Source organism: Klebsiella sp. P1CD1, from assembly GCF_003790505.1.
Classification (GTDB): Bacteria; Pseudomonadota; Gammaproteobacteria; order Enterobacterales; family Enterobacteriaceae; genus Klebsiella; species Klebsiella variicola.
In genome coordinates this window covers 5,326,335-5,341,582 of the sequence record NZ_CP033631.1, presented here as the reverse complement: position 1 = coordinate 5,341,582, position 15,248 = coordinate 5,326,335, and the positions used below count along the sequence as shown (strand labels likewise).

The window sequence follows — 15,248 nt, the reverse complement described above, 5'->3', positions numbered from 1 at the left end:
GATGACAATTTCGGAGTTATTGCAGTACTGCATGGCGAAACCGGGAGCGGAGCAGAGCGTCCATAGCGACTGGAAAGCCACGCAGATCAAAGTCTCGGACGTGCTGTTTGCCATGGTGAAGGAAGTGGAGGACCAGCGGCCGGCGGTCGCGCTGAAAGCGAGCCCGGAACTGGCGGAGCTGCTGCGAGAGCAGCATCGCGATGTCCGGCCCAGCAAGCATCTCAATAAAGCGCACTGGAGCACCGTCTTTCTGGATGGCTCGCTGCCGGATTCGCAAATCTACTACCTGGTCGATGCATCTTACCAGCAGGCGGTGAAAATGCTGCCGGAGTCGGTCCGGCAGCAGCTATCCCGCTAATTATTTCAGCATCGGCTTCAGGAAGCGCGCGGTGTGCGAGGCTTCGCACTCGGCGACGGTCTCAGGTGTACCGGAGACCAGTATTTCGCCGCCGCCGCTACCGCCTTCCGGACCCAGATCGACAATCCAGTCGGCAGTTTTAATCACATCGAGGTTATGCTCAATCACCACGATGGTATTGCCCTGATCGCGCAGCTGATGCAGCACTTCCAGCAACTGCTGAATATCGGCGAAGTGCAGACCCGTGGTCGGCTCATCGAGGATATATAGCGTCTGGCCGGTACCGCGTTTGGAGAGTTCGCGCGCCAGCTTCACGCGCTGCGCCTCGCCGCCGGACAGCGTCGTCGCCGACTGGCCGAGACGGATATAGGTCAGGCCGACGTCCATCAGGGTTTGCAGCTTACGCGCCAGCGCCGGTACGGCATCAAAGAATTCACGCGCCTCTTCAATGGTCATATCCAGCACTTCGTGGATGGTCTTACCCTTGTACTTAATCTCCAGCGTTTCGCGGTTATAGCGTTTGCCTTTGCACTGGTCGCACGGCACATAGATATCCGGCAGGAAGTGCATCTCAACCTTAATGACGCCATCACCCTGGCAGGCTTCACAGCGCCCGCCGCGAACGTTAAAACTAAAGCGCCCTGGCGTATAGCCGCGTGAACGTGATTCCGGCACCCCGGCGAACAGTTCGCGCACCGGCGTAAACACCCCGGTATAGGTCGCCGGGTTGGAGCGCGGCGTACGGCCGATCGGGCTCTGGTCGATATCGATCACTTTATCGAAGTGCTCCAGCCCCTGGATATCGCGATACGGCGCCGGTTCGGCGATGGTCGCGCCGTTAAGCTGGCGCTGAGCAATCGGGAACAGGGTGTCGTTAATCAGCGTCGATTTACCCGAGCCGGAAACGCCGGTAATGCAGGTAAACAGACCGACCGGCAGGGTCAGCGTCACATCCTTCAGGTTGTTGCCGCGCGCGCCGGTCAGTTTCAGCACTTTTTCCGGATTGGCGGGTACGCGCTGTTTCGGCACTTCGATTTTGCGCTTACCGCTCATGAACTGCCCGGTGAGGGATTCTGGTACCGCCATAATGGCGTCCAGTGGCCCTTCGGCCACCACCTGGCCGCCGTGGACCCCAGCGCCAGGGCCGATATCGATCACATGGTCGGCGGCGCGAATCGCGTCTTCGTCATGCTCAACGACGATCACCGTGTTGCCTAAATTACGCAGATGGATCAGGGTACCCAGCAGGCGTTCGTTATCGCGCTGGTGCAGGCCGATAGAAGGCTCATCCAGCACGTACATCACACCAACCAGCCCGGCGCCAATCTGGCTCGCCAGACGGATACGCTGGGCTTCGCCGCCGGAGAGCGTTTCCGCCGAACGGGAAAGCGTCAGATAGTTCAGACCGACGTTGACAAGGAACTTCAGGCGATCGCCGATCTCTTTCAGCACTTTCTCAGCGATTTGCGCCCGCTGGCCGGAGAGCTTCAGGTTGTTGAAGAAGTCCATCGCGTGGCCGATGCTCATATCGGAAATGGTCGGCAGCGGGGTGTTCTCTACAAACACGTGGCGCGCTTCACGACGCAGCCGCGTGCCGTCACAGCTGGCGCATGGGCGGTTGCTGATGAATTTCGCCAGCTCTTCGCGCACGGCGCTGGATTCCGTCTCTTTGTAACGGCGCTCCATATTGTGCAGCACGCCTTCGAACGGGTGACGACGTACCGAGGTGTCGCCGCGATCGTTCATGTATTTGAATTCAATATTCTCTTTACCGGAACCGTACAGGACCACTTTCTGCACGCTGGCGCTGAGGGTGCCCCACGGCGCTTCGACGTCGAATTTATAGTGCTCCGCCAGCGACTTCAGCATCTGGAAGTAGTAGAAGTTGCGGCGATCCCAGCCGCGGATGGCGCCGCCCGCCAGCGACAGCTCCGGATTCTGCACCACGCGGTCGGGATCGAAATATTGCTGAACGCCGAGGCCGTCGCAGGTCGGGCAGGCGCCCGCCGGGTTGTTGAAGGAGAACAGGCGCGGCTCCAGCTCGCGCATGCTATAGCCGCAGATCGGGCAGGCGAAGTTAGCGGAAAACAGCAGTTCTTCCGCTTTTTCATCATCCATATTGGCCACAATGGCGGTACCGCCGGAGAGCTCCAGCGCGGTTTCGAACGACTCGGCCAGGCGCTGCGCCAGATCGTCGCGCACCTTAAAGCGGTCGATGACCACCTCGATGGTGTGCTTCTTCTGCAGCTCCAGCTTCGGCGGATCCGAAAGATCGCAGACTTCGCCGTCGATCCGCGCGCGGATGTAGCCCTGGCTGGCGAGGTTTTCCAGGGTTTTGGTGTGCTCGCCTTTACGCTCTTTAATAATGGGCGCCAGCAGCATCAGGCGCAGGCCTTCCGGCTGCGCGAGGACGTTATCGACCATCTGGCTGACGGTTTGCGCCGCCAGCGGCACGTCGTGATCCGGACAGCGCGGTTCACCGACGCGGGCGTACAGCAGACGCAGGTAGTCGTGAATTTCGGTAATGGTACCCACCGTCGAACGGGGGTTGTGAGAGGTTGATTTCTGTTCGATGGAAATCGCCGGCGACAGCCCTTCGATATGGTCGACGTCCGGCTTCTCCATCAGCGACAGGAACTGTCGCGCATAGGCGGAGAGCGATTCGACGTAGCGACGCTGGCCTTCGGCATACAGGGTGTCGAAAGCGAGTGAAGATTTGCCAGACCCGGAAAGCCCGGTGACGACAATGAGTTTGTCGCGCGGGATAACGAGGTTGATGTTTTTGAGATTATGGGTGCGGGCGCCCCGAACTTCGATCTTATCCATTCACCTTTCCCGGTAGGTAGATACACGGATTGCCTGGTTTGCTTGAAGGACAAACGGCAGAAACGGCTAATTATGACACAATTTAACCTGAATGAATATACAGTATCGGAATGCAAATTCAGGGGGAGTGTGCAACAATGTCTTGTACGAGTGCTATCTCTGGAATCAGCCTCGCAGCTATCAAAATGCTACGTGGAAATGGTACACTCGCGCGTTTACACTATTAAGAAACGTATTCAGGAGACACGAACATGGCCAGCAGAGGCGTAAACAAGGTGATTCTCGTCGGTAATCTGGGGCAGGACCCGGAAGTACGCTACATGCCAAGTGGCGGCGCTGTCGCCAACTTCACGCTGGCAACTTCCGAATCCTGGCGTGACAAGCAGACCGGCGAAATGAAAGAGCAGACCGAGTGGCACCGCGTTGTGCTGTTCGGCAAACTGGCGGAAGTCGCTGGCGAGTATCTGCGCAAAGGCTCTCAGGTATATATCGAAGGCCAGCTGCGTACCCGCAAGTGGACCGATCAATCCGGTCAGGAGAAATACACCACCGAAGTCGTGGTTAACGTTGGCGGCACCATGCAGATGCTGGGCGGCCGTCAGGGTGGCGGCGCGCCGGCAGGCGGCGGCCAGCAGCAGGGCGGTTGGGGTCAGCCTCAGCAGCCGCAGGGCGGCAACCAGTTCAGCGGCGGCGCACAGTCCCGTCCGCAGCAGCAGGCCCCGGCAGCGCCTTCTTCTAACGAACCGCCGATGGACTTCGACGACGACATCCCGTTTTAAGGCTTGCCTTAAACGCGTTGCCTGCGCCGTAAAATACAAAAAGCCCCGGTTTCGCCGGGGCTTTTTCTTTATCCTTTCAGCATCATCCTTTCAGCATTTTTTCTGCGCCACCGTGTCAGAACCGGTTTTTCACCTGCGGCGACGAGCGTTTCAGGCAGAGGGCGCCTGAGCGGTCTCCGGCGTCGCCACGCTGGGCTGCGGTTTCACTGGCTCTGCTGCTGGCTCCTGTCGCGGCGCGGCCGTCGCTTTCTGTTTGCGGGCCATATCATCGACGATCAGCCGATAGGCGATGTAATACTTATAGATATTACTGACGTAGGTGACCGTCTCGGCGCCAATTTTTTCTGCCGCCAGATTTTCGACATTACCGAACCAGACGTTCGGGTCAAATCCTCGCTGTTTAGTCATGGTGCGCAGGCGGGCGATACGCGCCGGACCCGCGTTATAGGAGGCAAAGGCAAACAGCGCCTTATCGAGCCGGGTCATGGGCTCATCAGCATAGTAGCGATCTATCATCCAGCGCATGTATTTCACGCCAGCATGGATGTTGGGATCCAGCTGTTTAATATCGCCCACTTTCAGCTCTTTTCCGGTGCTGGGCATCACCTGCATTACCCCGACGGCGCCGACGTGGCTTCGCACCGACTGGTTCAGTCGCGATTCCTGGTACCCCTGGGCCGCCATCAGCAGCCAGTCGACATCGTAGCGATCGCCATATTTGCGGAAGACTTCCACCATGGCGAGGAACTTGCGCCGTTCCTTACTCGCGGCGGCATTTTTGACATATTTGGCATTTTTCAGGTAACGCAGCAGGAGGGTATTACCCAGCGTGGTGCCCTGACGATTCTTTTTGACGAAGTTGTTTAGCACCGCCAGCAGCTGCGGGCTGTCTTTGCGTACCGCCCAGGCAATGTTGCCGCCGTCGCGCAGCACCACGTTGTCATGGACCTGAATTTTCGGAAACACCTGTTTCCAGAAAACGGCTTTGTGTTGATCGACGACGATCAGCGGAATCAGCCCGGCGTTGAGCATTTCCAGCAGATCTTCATCCTCCAGCGCTTCCGGCGCTGCCTCCAGGATAACCGGCGGCCGCGACTCACTGGCAAATCGGGCATTCAGCGCCTGCAGACTCTCGTAATAGCTGGAGGAGCGGCGAACAAAGACGGTTTGGCCGGAGAGCTGCTCCAGGCTGTCGATCTTCGGCGATGCCGGCCCGGAGATCAGTAATTCTTTCACGTTGCTGTAGAGCGGCTGGGCGAAATCGACCTGGGCTTCCCGCGAGGGCGTGATGGTCAGATTGGCAGCCGCAATATCGCCTTTACCTTCATTAAGCGCGATAAAGAGATTATCCCGGCTGACCGGCACAAAAACGATATGCAGCTTCAGGTGGCGCTGTTTGAGCTTTTTATCCTTCGCCAACTGCTTATTCAGATCGTTTTCCAGCGCCATAAAGATATCGTGGGTTGCTCCGCGCTGAGTGCCTTTATCAATAAAAAAGAAGGTCTTGCTGTAGGTGGTTAATACCCGAATGGTGCGCCGCTCGGTCATGCCGGGCAGATCGCCTTTCCATGGCTGCAGCATATCGTCGATGTGGATCGACAGCGTATTGTCTTCGGTTGCGACTGGCGGCGCTTTTTCCGCCTCCGCCGCAAGCAGGATAGGGGCGAATAACAGCGCCGCGAGGCAGGTGAGCCAGGCGATAAACAGGCGTGATAGCAAGTTGGCGTTCATGGAGGAACACTCCGCAGGGGGATGTGATTATTTTAGCAGAACGGCTGCCGTTAGCCGGGCACGACAAGGGCGTAAAAAACATAACGATGCCGACAAATAGTCTTCTCCCATTCTATCGCTTGCTATTAATGTGCTTTTATCTTTACTTTAACTATGGAGATAATATGGCGGAAATGTGTTTTTTTAATGATAAATAGAAAATGATGATGATATTTTTATTTTATTCTTCTCCATTTGTTTTGTTGTAACCGTTTGATTATTTGTGTTTATTTTATTTTTCTCCGATATTGATTATTATCATCTTGATAATGAGTCTCATTTTTATTACCGTAGCACAGCACATTACTCTTATTATTCGCTGTCTGGATTACGCTATCAAAGAATAGCGCGCAGCGCTTTTTCTCTAATGATGAAACAGGGCACTTAATTTTATTATGCCTCATGCTGTTTTCTTATTCCCATGACTATCGGGAAGGGGCTGACCTACGCCAAAATCTGGCGAGGCGCAGAGGCGAGTATTTTATCCCATTGTTTTTTCAATTGGGGAAGGCGTTATGCCCGACAGCAACAGAAAACAGGGCATATTCTATGAAATACACGTCTCACTTCCCGCTGGGGATCGTCATTCCTTTGCTCGCCTGTAGCGTGCCGCTGCAGGCGGCAGAGAATATGACAGAACAATCGACGCGCGATAAGAGCACCCCAACGGCCGAAAACCAGGAGGAAACGATGGTGGTGACCGCTGCCAGGCAGAACCTGCAGGCACCTGGCGTGTCGACCATTACCGCAGAGGAGATTCGCAAACATCCCCCCGCCCGCGATGTATCGGAGTTAATTCGTACGCAACCTGGGGTAAACCTGACCGGCAACTCCACCAGTGGTCAGCGCGGCAACAACCGGCAAATTGATATCCGTGGCATGGGGCCCGAGAATACGCTGGTGCTGGTCGATGGTAAACCGGTGACCAGCCGTAACTCGGTGCGGTATGGCTGGCGCGGCGATCGTGACTCCCGCGGCGATACCAGTTGGGTGCCAGCGGAGATGATCGATCATATCGATGTGATCCGCGGCCCGGCGGCGGCGCGCTATGGTAATGGCGCGATGGGCGGGGTCGTCAACATCGTGACCAAACCGACCACGCCAGAATGGCACGGGTCGTGGAATACCTATATGAATGCTCCGCAGCACCGTAAAGAAGGGGCGACGAAACGTACCAACTTTAGCCTCAATGGTCCACTGTCGGACAGTGTCAGCTTCAATCTCTGGGGTAATCTGAGTAAAACCCAGGCTGATGCTCAGGACATTAACGCCGGGCATGAAGCGGAGCGTACCGGTTCCTACGCCGGTTCTTATCCCGCCGGACGTGAAGGGGTGGTGAACAAAGATATTCACAGTAAGCTGCGCTGGGAGTTTGCACCGATGCAGGCCCTGGAGTTTGAGGCCGGCTACAGCCGCCAGGGCAACCTCTATGCCGGCGACACGCAAAACACCAATACCAGTACGCTGGTGAAGAGTATGTACGGGAAAGAGACCAACCGTCTCTACCGGCAAACTTACGGCGTCACATGGACCGGCGGCTGGGATAATGGCGTGACCAGCAACAGCTATGCCCAGTACGAACACACCCGTAACTCGCGAATGAATGAAGGGCTGGCGGGCGGTACGGAAGGGATCTTCTCCAGTAGCGAGTTTTCAGATATCGATCTGGCCGATGTCCTGCTACATAGCGAAGTGAATATTCCGTTTACGCTGGGGGTCGATCAGAATCTGACGCTGGGCACCGAGTGGAATCAGCAGCGGATGAAAGATGGCGTATCGACAACCCAGGCGCTCTCTTACGGGACTATCGACGGTGTGTCGGCTACCGGTCGTAGCCCGTACTCCAGCGCCGAGATCTTCTCGCTGTTTACCGAAGATAATATGGCGCTAACGGACAGTACCATGCTGACACCCGCCCTGCGCTTCGATCACCACAGCATCGTCGGCAATAACTGGAGCCCCTCACTGAACCTCTCCCAGGAGTTGACGGATGACTGGACGCTGAAGCTGGGCATTGCCCGCGCTTACAAGGCACCTAACCTCTACCAGTTGAACCCGAACTATATTCTCTACAGCAACGGTCAAGGCTGTTACGCCAGTAGTTCCGCCTGCTATCTGATGGGGAATAGCGACCTGAAAGCGGAGACCAGCGTTAATAAAGAGATTGGCCTTGAGTACAAGCATGATGGCTATCAGGCGGGAATCACCTGGTTCCGTAACGACTATCACAACAAGATTGAGTCAGGGTACGCGGCGGTGGGCACCGCCAGCAACGGCACCACCAATATCTATCAGTGGGAAAACGTACCAAAGGCGTTAGTGGAAGGCCTGGAAGGAACGCTGAATCTTCCGGTGGGGGAGACGGTTAACTGGAGCAATAACCTGACATGGATGCTGCAGAGCAAGAATAAGACGACCGGCGACCGGCTGTCAGTGATCCCGCAGTTTACCCTGAACTCGACTTTGAGCTGGCAGGTTCGTGAAGATCTCTCCCTGCAGAGCACCTTTACCTGGTATGGTCGACAGAAACCAAAACGCTTTAATTATAAGGGCGAGGCGGTCAGCGGCAGCGAACTAAACGAAGTCAGCCCATACAGCATTGTCGGCCTCAGTGCGACCTGGGATGTGAACAAAAATCTGAGCTTCACCAGCGGGATAGATAACCTGTTTGATATTCGCCACTACCGGGCAGGGAATGCGCAAACGACCGGCAACGCGACGACGGGGGCTTATCTGTATGGCGCGGGTGCGGAGACCTATAACGAGTCGGGGCGGACCTTCTTTATGAGCGTTAATACTCATTTCTGATGATCCTGATGAGGAGTAAACCGGGTACAGCGCGACCCGGTTTTTTTATTTCAGATGAGAGCGGAGGAGGCGGTTATAAATCGTGACAAAATCTTCACGCCCTCTACATTATTAGCTCAACATATCCTTTTATACTGATTTCCGTCGCGCAAGGTCGTTGATCCCGACCGGGTTCGATAATAGCATCCTGCTATTTCCCTTCTGTAATATCCCCTGTCCCCCTTCCATTCCCAACCGCAGCGATGCGGAGGAGGGGGACCTCCTTATTTTTGCCGCGTGATCTGATAGCGATACTGAGTGGGTGTGAGCGCATAATATTTTTTGAAGGTACGATTAAACGCACTGAGATCGTCATAACCGACCATCATACAAATATCGACGATTCGGTAACCAGGCGTCGTCAGCAATAAACGGCAACACAGCGACATGCGCTGCTGGCGGATATATTCCATTGGCGAACGATCAAAATAATGGCGGAAGAGTCGAAATAAATGCCAGGGGGAATAACCAGAGATATCGCTCAGATCGTCGACGGTCAGTTTCTTATCCAGATTATTATCGATCCACAAGAGCAGGTCGTTTAATACCGATTGCTGGAGCGTTTTGCTACGCATGATTGCGGCTAATCCCATAACGAATGGCTCCTCAGAGAGGAGCCTTGGGGTTTATTGAACAGTGAGTTCGCCGTGGCGAACCTGATAATTTTTTTGATTATCAGGGCCAATATAGTCGCTGGCGGGTTTTGCCAGCTGCAGATGACCAAACGCGGTTGATTGCTCTGCATGATAATTTTCGCCGTCATTCACGTCGCCGTGCCCGTTATAACGGGCAATGGCCGGAAAGGGGTACGCCGGGCGAGTCGCGATAACGGCTGGGGCGGCGTCAGCGAAAGGCTGACTGACTTTCTGCACGCCGTGAAACTGCGTTTGGGCATCTGGTTTTTCTGTCATCGGCGGCAGGCTGGTGGCGGCTGGCGCCCGTTTTCCGGCCATGATCTCTTGCGGCGCGATGCCTTCCTCGGTCCAGCGCATCAGCGGGGTAAGGAGATCAATTTGATCGTAACCTTCGCCATTACCGCAATGGGCTACCCCAGGCAGCAGGAATAACCGCAGGAAGGTATCCGTTGCGGCATGGCCCATCTCTGCTTCTACGCTGCGGTAATAGGCGATAGAAAAGGCTGGGCTGACGGAGTCATCGGCCAGACCGTGCCACAGGATAAGCTTGCCGCCGCGCTGTTGATAGGCATGAAGATTGGTATTTGCCGCGTTATAGAGCGGTGCCAGTTGAGCGACGGCGTCAAAATTCTGCTGGTTCAGTGGGAAATCCCGCATCGATTGGATCTTCTGTTTTCCTCCCGGCAGGAGCACGGATTGCAGAGCCGGCAGTACCATCATTTCCGACATCGAGTGGCCGGTCGGGGTCTCGGGCACCGGCCAGCGTAGCTCGGAGCCCAGCGGCAGACCGCCAGCGACAAACTGGGCGCCGTGGCTGTCGTAAGCGCCGCGGTAGAGTTTTTTCACCACCTCGATCTCTTCCTGCGTCAGGCAGGTAGAACGGTCCTGAGCATCGGCAGGACAGCGGGGGAGCCATGACTCAGAGAACTGACAGGCATACGGATTTTGCAGGATACCATCCTGCACGCCGGAAAGCGTCGGGCAGTGAGCCAGCACGGCCTGGTGAATCAGAGGAAGGCGATCTTTCAGCAGGATAGCGGTACCGTCCGGACGCTGATTGGCGGCCACATTCCAGCCGTGGAAGAAGGAATTCTGAAACTGGAAAAAGGCCGCAGGCGCGCCAGCGCTGATACCGTCAAAATCTTGCGGAAAGCGCTGTGCTTCCATCAATGCTTCGCGACCGCCGTCTGAGCAGCCCATAAAGTACGCGTACTTTGGTTGCTGGCGGTAAAGCGTCTGAATCACCGCTTTGGTCAGCACGGCGGTCAGGTGGTTGGCGCGCCAGGCAAAATCGATGCGCTTTTGCGGATCCTCGGCCCATGAAGCATCCATCATACTGCCATGGTGCCCCATATCGGTTGCTGCCACCACAAACTCGCCGTTCATTGCCGGCAGGCAGCCGCTGGCATTCGACAGACTCAGGTTAATACTCCCGCACAGTCCGCCGCAGCCGACCTGCAAGAAACGTTGACTCCAGCGTTGGGTCGGCAGGGCAATCTGCACGCCAATCTGGGGGGCAATAGTGGCGCTCACCTTGCACCAGCTTCCCTGCGCGGAGGTTTGCATTTCAGTGTGGTTGATAGTGACCTTTGCGCCAACGGCGGCGCTGAAGTCGGTCGCGCTCAGCGCATCGCATGTTAGCGCGGGGAGAACCATCGGCAGACTGGCGGCAGCCTGCGTGGGTGAAGCGAACGATAACCCAAAGAGGGTGCAGAGGATGACGGGTAAGATCGTCTTGAGTAAGCGTGTCATACGCAGTTCCCTGTTGCTAATGATGGGAGGCGGCAGGATGGCGAAGCCTATGCCTCACCTTCCCTGGCGAGGCGCCACTGCTTGGCTATTGTAGATAACGATAGACTTTCCTTGATGCCTTGATAAGGCGACCCTACTGTATTCTGCTATTTTGAGGAAAATATGGAGATGTTCGTTAACGGCCTTTGGCAGTGTATACGGGGTAGAATGTTGTGATATCAGTTGCATAATTTATTCAATTTCTCTTCATTATATCTGCTGGGTTTCAGGATATTTTTCTCCCTGTTCCTGGTGATCCCAGAGAGCATCATTCCTAACGAGAATTTTCCCCCTTTCCATTAACAAGAAAGGGGGCTTTTTTAATAAAAAACGTTCAGGTAAATCTAAATATAGCTCTGGTGTTGGCCATTAGAACCACGGCGTTCAGCAAAAGTTCCATCATTAAATATATTTTTAAAGATGATTTAACATCCTTTTTTTCTCCATTTTATCGCCATAATTGCATGTAATTCTGCGCCTCGCTCAGGTTATTTTCTGTCGCACATTTTAGAGATGCATCCTGAACAAATAAGCTCAACACCAGCAGAATACTGCTATTGCTCATTATCTCGTAGACGACACATTCATGTTAAAAAAGACTCATATCATCAGCGGATTATTGATCGCCCCTTTAACGTTATATGCCGCAACATCATATCAAGTTGATGATATCCGTTTTGAAGGGCTACAGCGCGTGACCGTCGGGGCAGCGCTATTAAGTATGCCATTGCACGCGGGAGATGCGGTGACGCCAGAAGATGTCAGCGAGGCTGTGCGCGCGCTGTATGCGAGCGGCAATTTCGAGAATGTGCAGATCCTGCGCGATGGGAAAACGCTGGTGGTGCAGGTTAAGGAACGGCCCACTATTGCCAGCGTCAGTTTTTCCGGGAATAAGTCAGTGAAGGATGATGCGCTAAAGGAAAATCTCACCGCGTCCGGTATTTCTGCAGGTAGCGCACTGGACAGAAATTCGCTTAGCGAAATAGAAAAAGGGTTACAGGATTTCTATTACAGTGCGGGGAAATACAGTGCGCAGGTTCACGCGGTGGTGACCCCGTTACCGCGTAATCGCGTTGACTTAACGTTCGTCTTTCAGGAAGGCATCTCGGCGAAAATCGCACAAATAAACATTATCGGTAATCAGGCGTTTCGGGAAGAGACGCTCCTGGACCAGCTTCAGCTACGCGATAATGTGCCGTGGTGGAACGTGGTAGCCGATAAAAAATACCAGAAGCAGAAGCTGGAAGCCGATCTGGAAACGCTGCGCAGTTTTTATCTCGATCGCGGCTATGCGCGCTTTGCTATCGAGTCCACGCTGGTCAGTATGACGCCAGATAAAAAATCCCTGTATATCACTATCGCCCTCAATGAAGGCGAACGTTATCGGGTCGACCGAACTCAGGTGACAGGCGACCTGGCGCAGCATGGCCCAGAGATCGAGGCCCTTGCCCAGCCGCTGGCGGGGGCATGGTACAGCGGGGCGCAAGTCACCACAGTTGAAAATGAGATCAAAAAGCGTTTCGGTAAGTATGGTTATGCCTGGCCGCAGGTGACGACCACGCCGGAAATCGATGATGCGCATCACCGCGTGGCGCTGCATATTCAGGTCAACGCGGGCCGCCGCTACTCGGTACGCCAGATCCGATTTTCCGGTAACGACACCTCCCGGGACGCGGTGCTGCGTCGTGAAATGCGCCAAATGGAAGGGGCGTGGCTCAACAACGAAAAAGTCGAACAAGGGAAAGTACGTCTTGACCGAACGGGTTTTTTTGAGAACGTTGAACAGCAGATCGTTCCGGTCAGTGGGACGGCAGATCAGGTCGATGTGGTCTACAAGGTGAAGGAGCGCAACACCGGCTCATTTAACGTGGGCCTGGGATTTGGTACGGACAGCGGCGTGAGCTATCAGCTTGGCGTGACTCAGGATAACTGGCTGGGAACGGGTAATAGCGTTAGCTTCAACGGGACGCGCAACAGCTACCAGTCTTATCTTGAACTGGGTGCGACGAACCCGTGGTTTACCGTCGATGGCATCAGCCTGGGCGGAAAGATTTTTTATAACAGCTATGATGCTTCCGATGCGGATGCCGGGAGCTATAACCAGCAGAGCTATGGCTTAGGCAGTACGCTGGGGTTTCCCATTAGCGAAAATAACTCCCTGAACCTGGGACTGGATTATGTTCATAATCGCCTGACCAATATGGATCCGGAGCTGACGACCTGGCGCTACCTCAGCTCCCGGGGAATCGAGCCCAGCGTGGTGACGAAAGATGGCGACAGCGGTGCGAAATATAGCGCCAACGATTATTTTGTGAGTCTTGGATGGGGATATAACGATCTCGATCGCGGCTTCTTCCCGCGTGCGGGAAACAAGAGCAGTCTTAGCGGTAAAGTGACCCTCCCCGGTTCGGATAATAGCTACTACAAGCTCTCATTTGACACCGCCCAGTATCTGCCGCTGAGCGAGAATAAGCGCTGGGTCTGGATGGAACGTTTGCGTGCAGGCTATGCCGGTGGGTTAGACGGCAAAAGTGTACCGTTCTACGATAACTTTTACGCCGGCGGCTCGTCGTCAGTGCGCGGCTTCTCTTCTAACACCATTGGGCCTAAAGCGGCCTATTACCGCTGCAATGGTAGCGAAAGCAGCTATAGCGCCTGCCCGCTGGACGCCTCATCTGATGCGGTCGGCGGGAATGCCATGGCGGTGCTGAACAGCGAATTTATCATTCCAACCCCCTTTGTGAATGATAAGTACGCCGATAGCTTGCGAACCTCGCTGTTTGTTGATGCCGGGACGGTCTGGAGCACATCCTGGCAGAACACCGCGCAGACGCTGGCGGCAGGGATCCCTGATTACGGCGATCCGGGTCATATTCGTCTCTCCGCGGGGATTGCCGTGCAGTGGATGTCTCCCCTCGGTCCACTGGTCTTCTCCTGGGCAGAGCCGTTTAAAAAGTATGATGGCGATAAAGCAGAACAGTTTCAGTTTAATATTGGCAAAACCTGGTAAAAACGCAGGCAGGTCCAACGGGCCTGCCTGCCGTGTGGATCAGGGTTGCACCACTTTCCAGATGGTATATTTCTCTTCTCCCGGTTTAACCGCCTGAGCGAAGTGTTGGTTTAAATGGCTAGCGGTGAACATTACCGCGCCATCCGGGCCGATAGTCGGCGTATCGGGCCAGTACACGCGGTCGTCAGCGGCAAGCAGGGTGAACCGCCCGCTCTGCGGGCGATAACGGACAATACCGTTATGGGTCACATCGGTGATATAGAGTGCGCCATGCTTATCGACCACGATCCCATCGCTATTCCCGCCGACCTCACCCGCGGTACGGATGGCCGCGGCGAGCTGGCGTTCGTTCATCGCGGGATCGCGCAGCGCGGCGGTGGCGATGGTCCGCGCCGTGGTACCGGTGGTGACCGTCCAGTAGAGGGTTTCCTGGTCCGGTGACAGCGCAATACCATTGATACCAAGCATAATGGGGTTGCCCGGCCAGACCGTTTCCCCATGTGAAACCACCTGCAGACCGGCAACCGGCATCAACGCCGGGTGCTGGTTCAGTACCCGGCGGACCGTCCCACGGTTAGCATCCGCGACGATCAGTCCGGCCTGATTGTCCGGCGCGCTGCGCAGGCCGCTGTCGGCGATATACGCCACCCGGCGCGCCTCATCGACCACAATATCGTTGAGGAAGCTTCCTTCCCGGTCGGCGACGCTGTCGAGCGGAATACGCTGCACCAGATGACCGTCGCTGAGCGCATAGATCATGATTTTTTGCGCCCCCGGCGGCGCCGTCTTTTCCCCTGCGACAAAGCCCTGATCTAACGCCCATAGCCAGCCGTTGCGGTTATCGACGTAAAAGCCCAGCACATTGCGCAGGTGCGTGCGGGGATCGGCGCTGATGCTGTTGGCCGCGGTGGACGGAAAGGCGGTGAGTCGTGCCGGGCCGCTCAGGGACTTGGTATCGAGCAGGCTGAGCGTGGCGGGCGCCTGGGTCGAAATCAGACGTGGGGTGCTAACAAATGCCCGACCGGCGGCGTCAAAGTGCAATCCTGCGATGGGCGCATTGACGGAATGCGCATCGACGCGCTGCTGCCAGGTGACCCCGGTATAACTGCGCCATAGCGCCAGATGGGCAGGGGCGTCAGGCCCGGCCGCCAGTGCGGTCTGCCCCAGGGACAGCAGGCCGAGAACGAAGAGTGAAAAACGATGCATCATGGTCTCCAGAAAGCAGTAAAAAA

The 15,248-nt window shown here is 55.6% G+C and carries 9 protein-coding genes; 4 read left to right on the top strand and 5 right to left on the bottom strand.

What is annotated here, in order from left to right; translation table 11 throughout:
* Position 1: 1 nt before the first annotated feature.
* On the top strand, positions 2-358 hold the full coding sequence (locus DTA24_RS26390) for an MmcQ/YjbR family DNA-binding protein (RefSeq protein ID WP_008807294.1): 357 nt from the start codon (positions 2-4) through the stop codon (positions 356-358).
* Here DTA24_RS26390 and uvrA read toward each other — a convergent pair whose 3' ends face one another.
* Positions 359-3,184 carry an excinuclease ABC subunit UvrA gene (gene uvrA / locus DTA24_RS26385; RefSeq protein ID WP_008807293.1) on the bottom strand — a complete coding sequence of 942 codons (2,826 nt, stop codon included), beginning with the start codon at positions 3,182-3,184 and terminating at the stop codon, positions 359-361. It abuts the gene before it with no gap.
* Between the two features lie 251 nt (positions 3,185-3,435).
* Between uvrA and ssb1 the strand changes: the two genes are divergently transcribed.
* Positions 3,436-3,963, top strand: coding sequence for a single-stranded DNA-binding protein SSB1 (gene ssb1 / locus DTA24_RS26375; protein WP_008807292.1), 528 nt, complete (start codon positions 3,436-3,438; stop codon positions 3,961-3,963).
* A gap of 150 nt (positions 3,964-4,113) precedes the next feature.
* Here the strand turns inward: ssb1 and DTA24_RS26370 are convergent, their stop codons facing one another.
* Complete coding sequence (locus DTA24_RS26370; RefSeq protein ID WP_012543186.1) at positions 4,114-5,694, bottom strand: lytic transglycosylase F; 1,581 nt, start codon at positions 5,692-5,694, stop codon at positions 4,114-4,116.
* 588 nt (positions 5,695-6,282) lie between these two features.
* On the opposite strand from DTA24_RS26370, the gene DTA24_RS26365 reads away from it, so the two are divergent.
* Positions 6,283-8,541: a TonB-dependent siderophore receptor gene (locus DTA24_RS26365; RefSeq protein ID WP_008807289.1), complete on the top strand. Its 2,259-nt coding sequence runs from the start codon at positions 6,283-6,285 to the stop codon at positions 8,539-8,541.
* A gap of 263 nt (positions 8,542-8,804) precedes the next feature.
* Here DTA24_RS26365 and DTA24_RS26360 read toward each other — a convergent pair whose 3' ends face one another.
* Together DTA24_RS26360 and DTA24_RS26355 are read right to left on the bottom strand one after the other, a co-directional pair.
* Positions 8,805-9,173, bottom strand: coding sequence for a helix-turn-helix transcriptional regulator (locus tag DTA24_RS26360; protein ID WP_008807288.1), 369 nt, complete (start codon positions 9,171-9,173; stop codon positions 8,805-8,807).
* 33 nt (positions 9,174-9,206) lie between these two features.
* Positions 9,207-10,967, bottom strand: a complete 1,761-nt coding sequence (locus DTA24_RS26355; RefSeq protein ID WP_032741334.1) for a tannase/feruloyl esterase family alpha/beta hydrolase — start codon at positions 10,965-10,967, stop codon at positions 9,207-9,209.
* Positions 10,968-11,592: 625 nt separating this feature from the next.
* Here DTA24_RS26355 and bamA point away from each other — a divergent pair.
* Entirely contained in the window at positions 11,593-14,016 is a 2,424-nt protein-coding gene (gene bamA / locus DTA24_RS26345; protein WP_032731696.1) for an outer membrane protein assembly factor BamA, read from the top strand.
* 39 nt (positions 14,017-14,055) lie between these two features.
* Here bamA and DTA24_RS26340 read toward each other — a convergent pair whose 3' ends face one another.
* Positions 14,056-15,222, bottom strand: coding sequence for an L-dopachrome tautomerase-related protein (locus DTA24_RS26340; RefSeq protein WP_023323470.1), 1,167 nt, complete (start codon positions 15,220-15,222; stop codon positions 14,056-14,058).
* Between the last annotated feature and the right edge of the window lie 26 nt (positions 15,223-15,248).

Excerpts from the sequence above, each read along its gene's own strand:
- uvrA (WP_008807293.1), bottom strand. The coding sequence starts at position 3,184 with ATGGATAAGATCGAAGTTCGGGGCGCCCGCACCCATAATCTCAAAAAC.
- DTA24_RS26355 (WP_032741334.1), bottom strand. The coding sequence starts at position 10,967 with ATGACACGCTTACTCAAGACGATCTTACCCGTCATCCTCTGCACCCTC.
- DTA24_RS26340 (WP_023323470.1), bottom strand. The coding sequence starts at position 15,222 with ATGCATCGTTTTTCACTCTTCGTTCTCGGCCTGCTGTCCCTGGGGCAG.
- DTA24_RS26360 (WP_008807288.1), bottom strand. The coding sequence starts at position 9,173 with ATGGGATTAGCCGCAATCATGCGTAGCAAAACGCTCCAGCAATCGGTA.
- DTA24_RS26365 (WP_008807289.1), top strand. The coding sequence starts at position 6,283 with ATGAAATACACGTCTCACTTCCCGCTGGGGATCGTCATTCCTTTGCTC.
- DTA24_RS26390 (WP_008807294.1), top strand. The coding sequence starts at position 2 with ATGACAATTTCGGAGTTATTGCAGTACTGCATGGCGAAACCGGGAGCG.
- DTA24_RS26370 (WP_012543186.1), bottom strand. The coding sequence starts at position 5,694 with ATGAACGCCAACTTGCTATCACGCCTGTTTATCGCCTGGCTCACCTGC.
- bamA (WP_032731696.1), top strand. The coding sequence starts at position 11,593 with ATGTTAAAAAAGACTCATATCATCAGCGGATTATTGATCGCCCCTTTA.
- ssb1 (WP_008807292.1), top strand. The coding sequence starts at position 3,436 with ATGGCCAGCAGAGGCGTAAACAAGGTGATTCTCGTCGGTAATCTGGGG.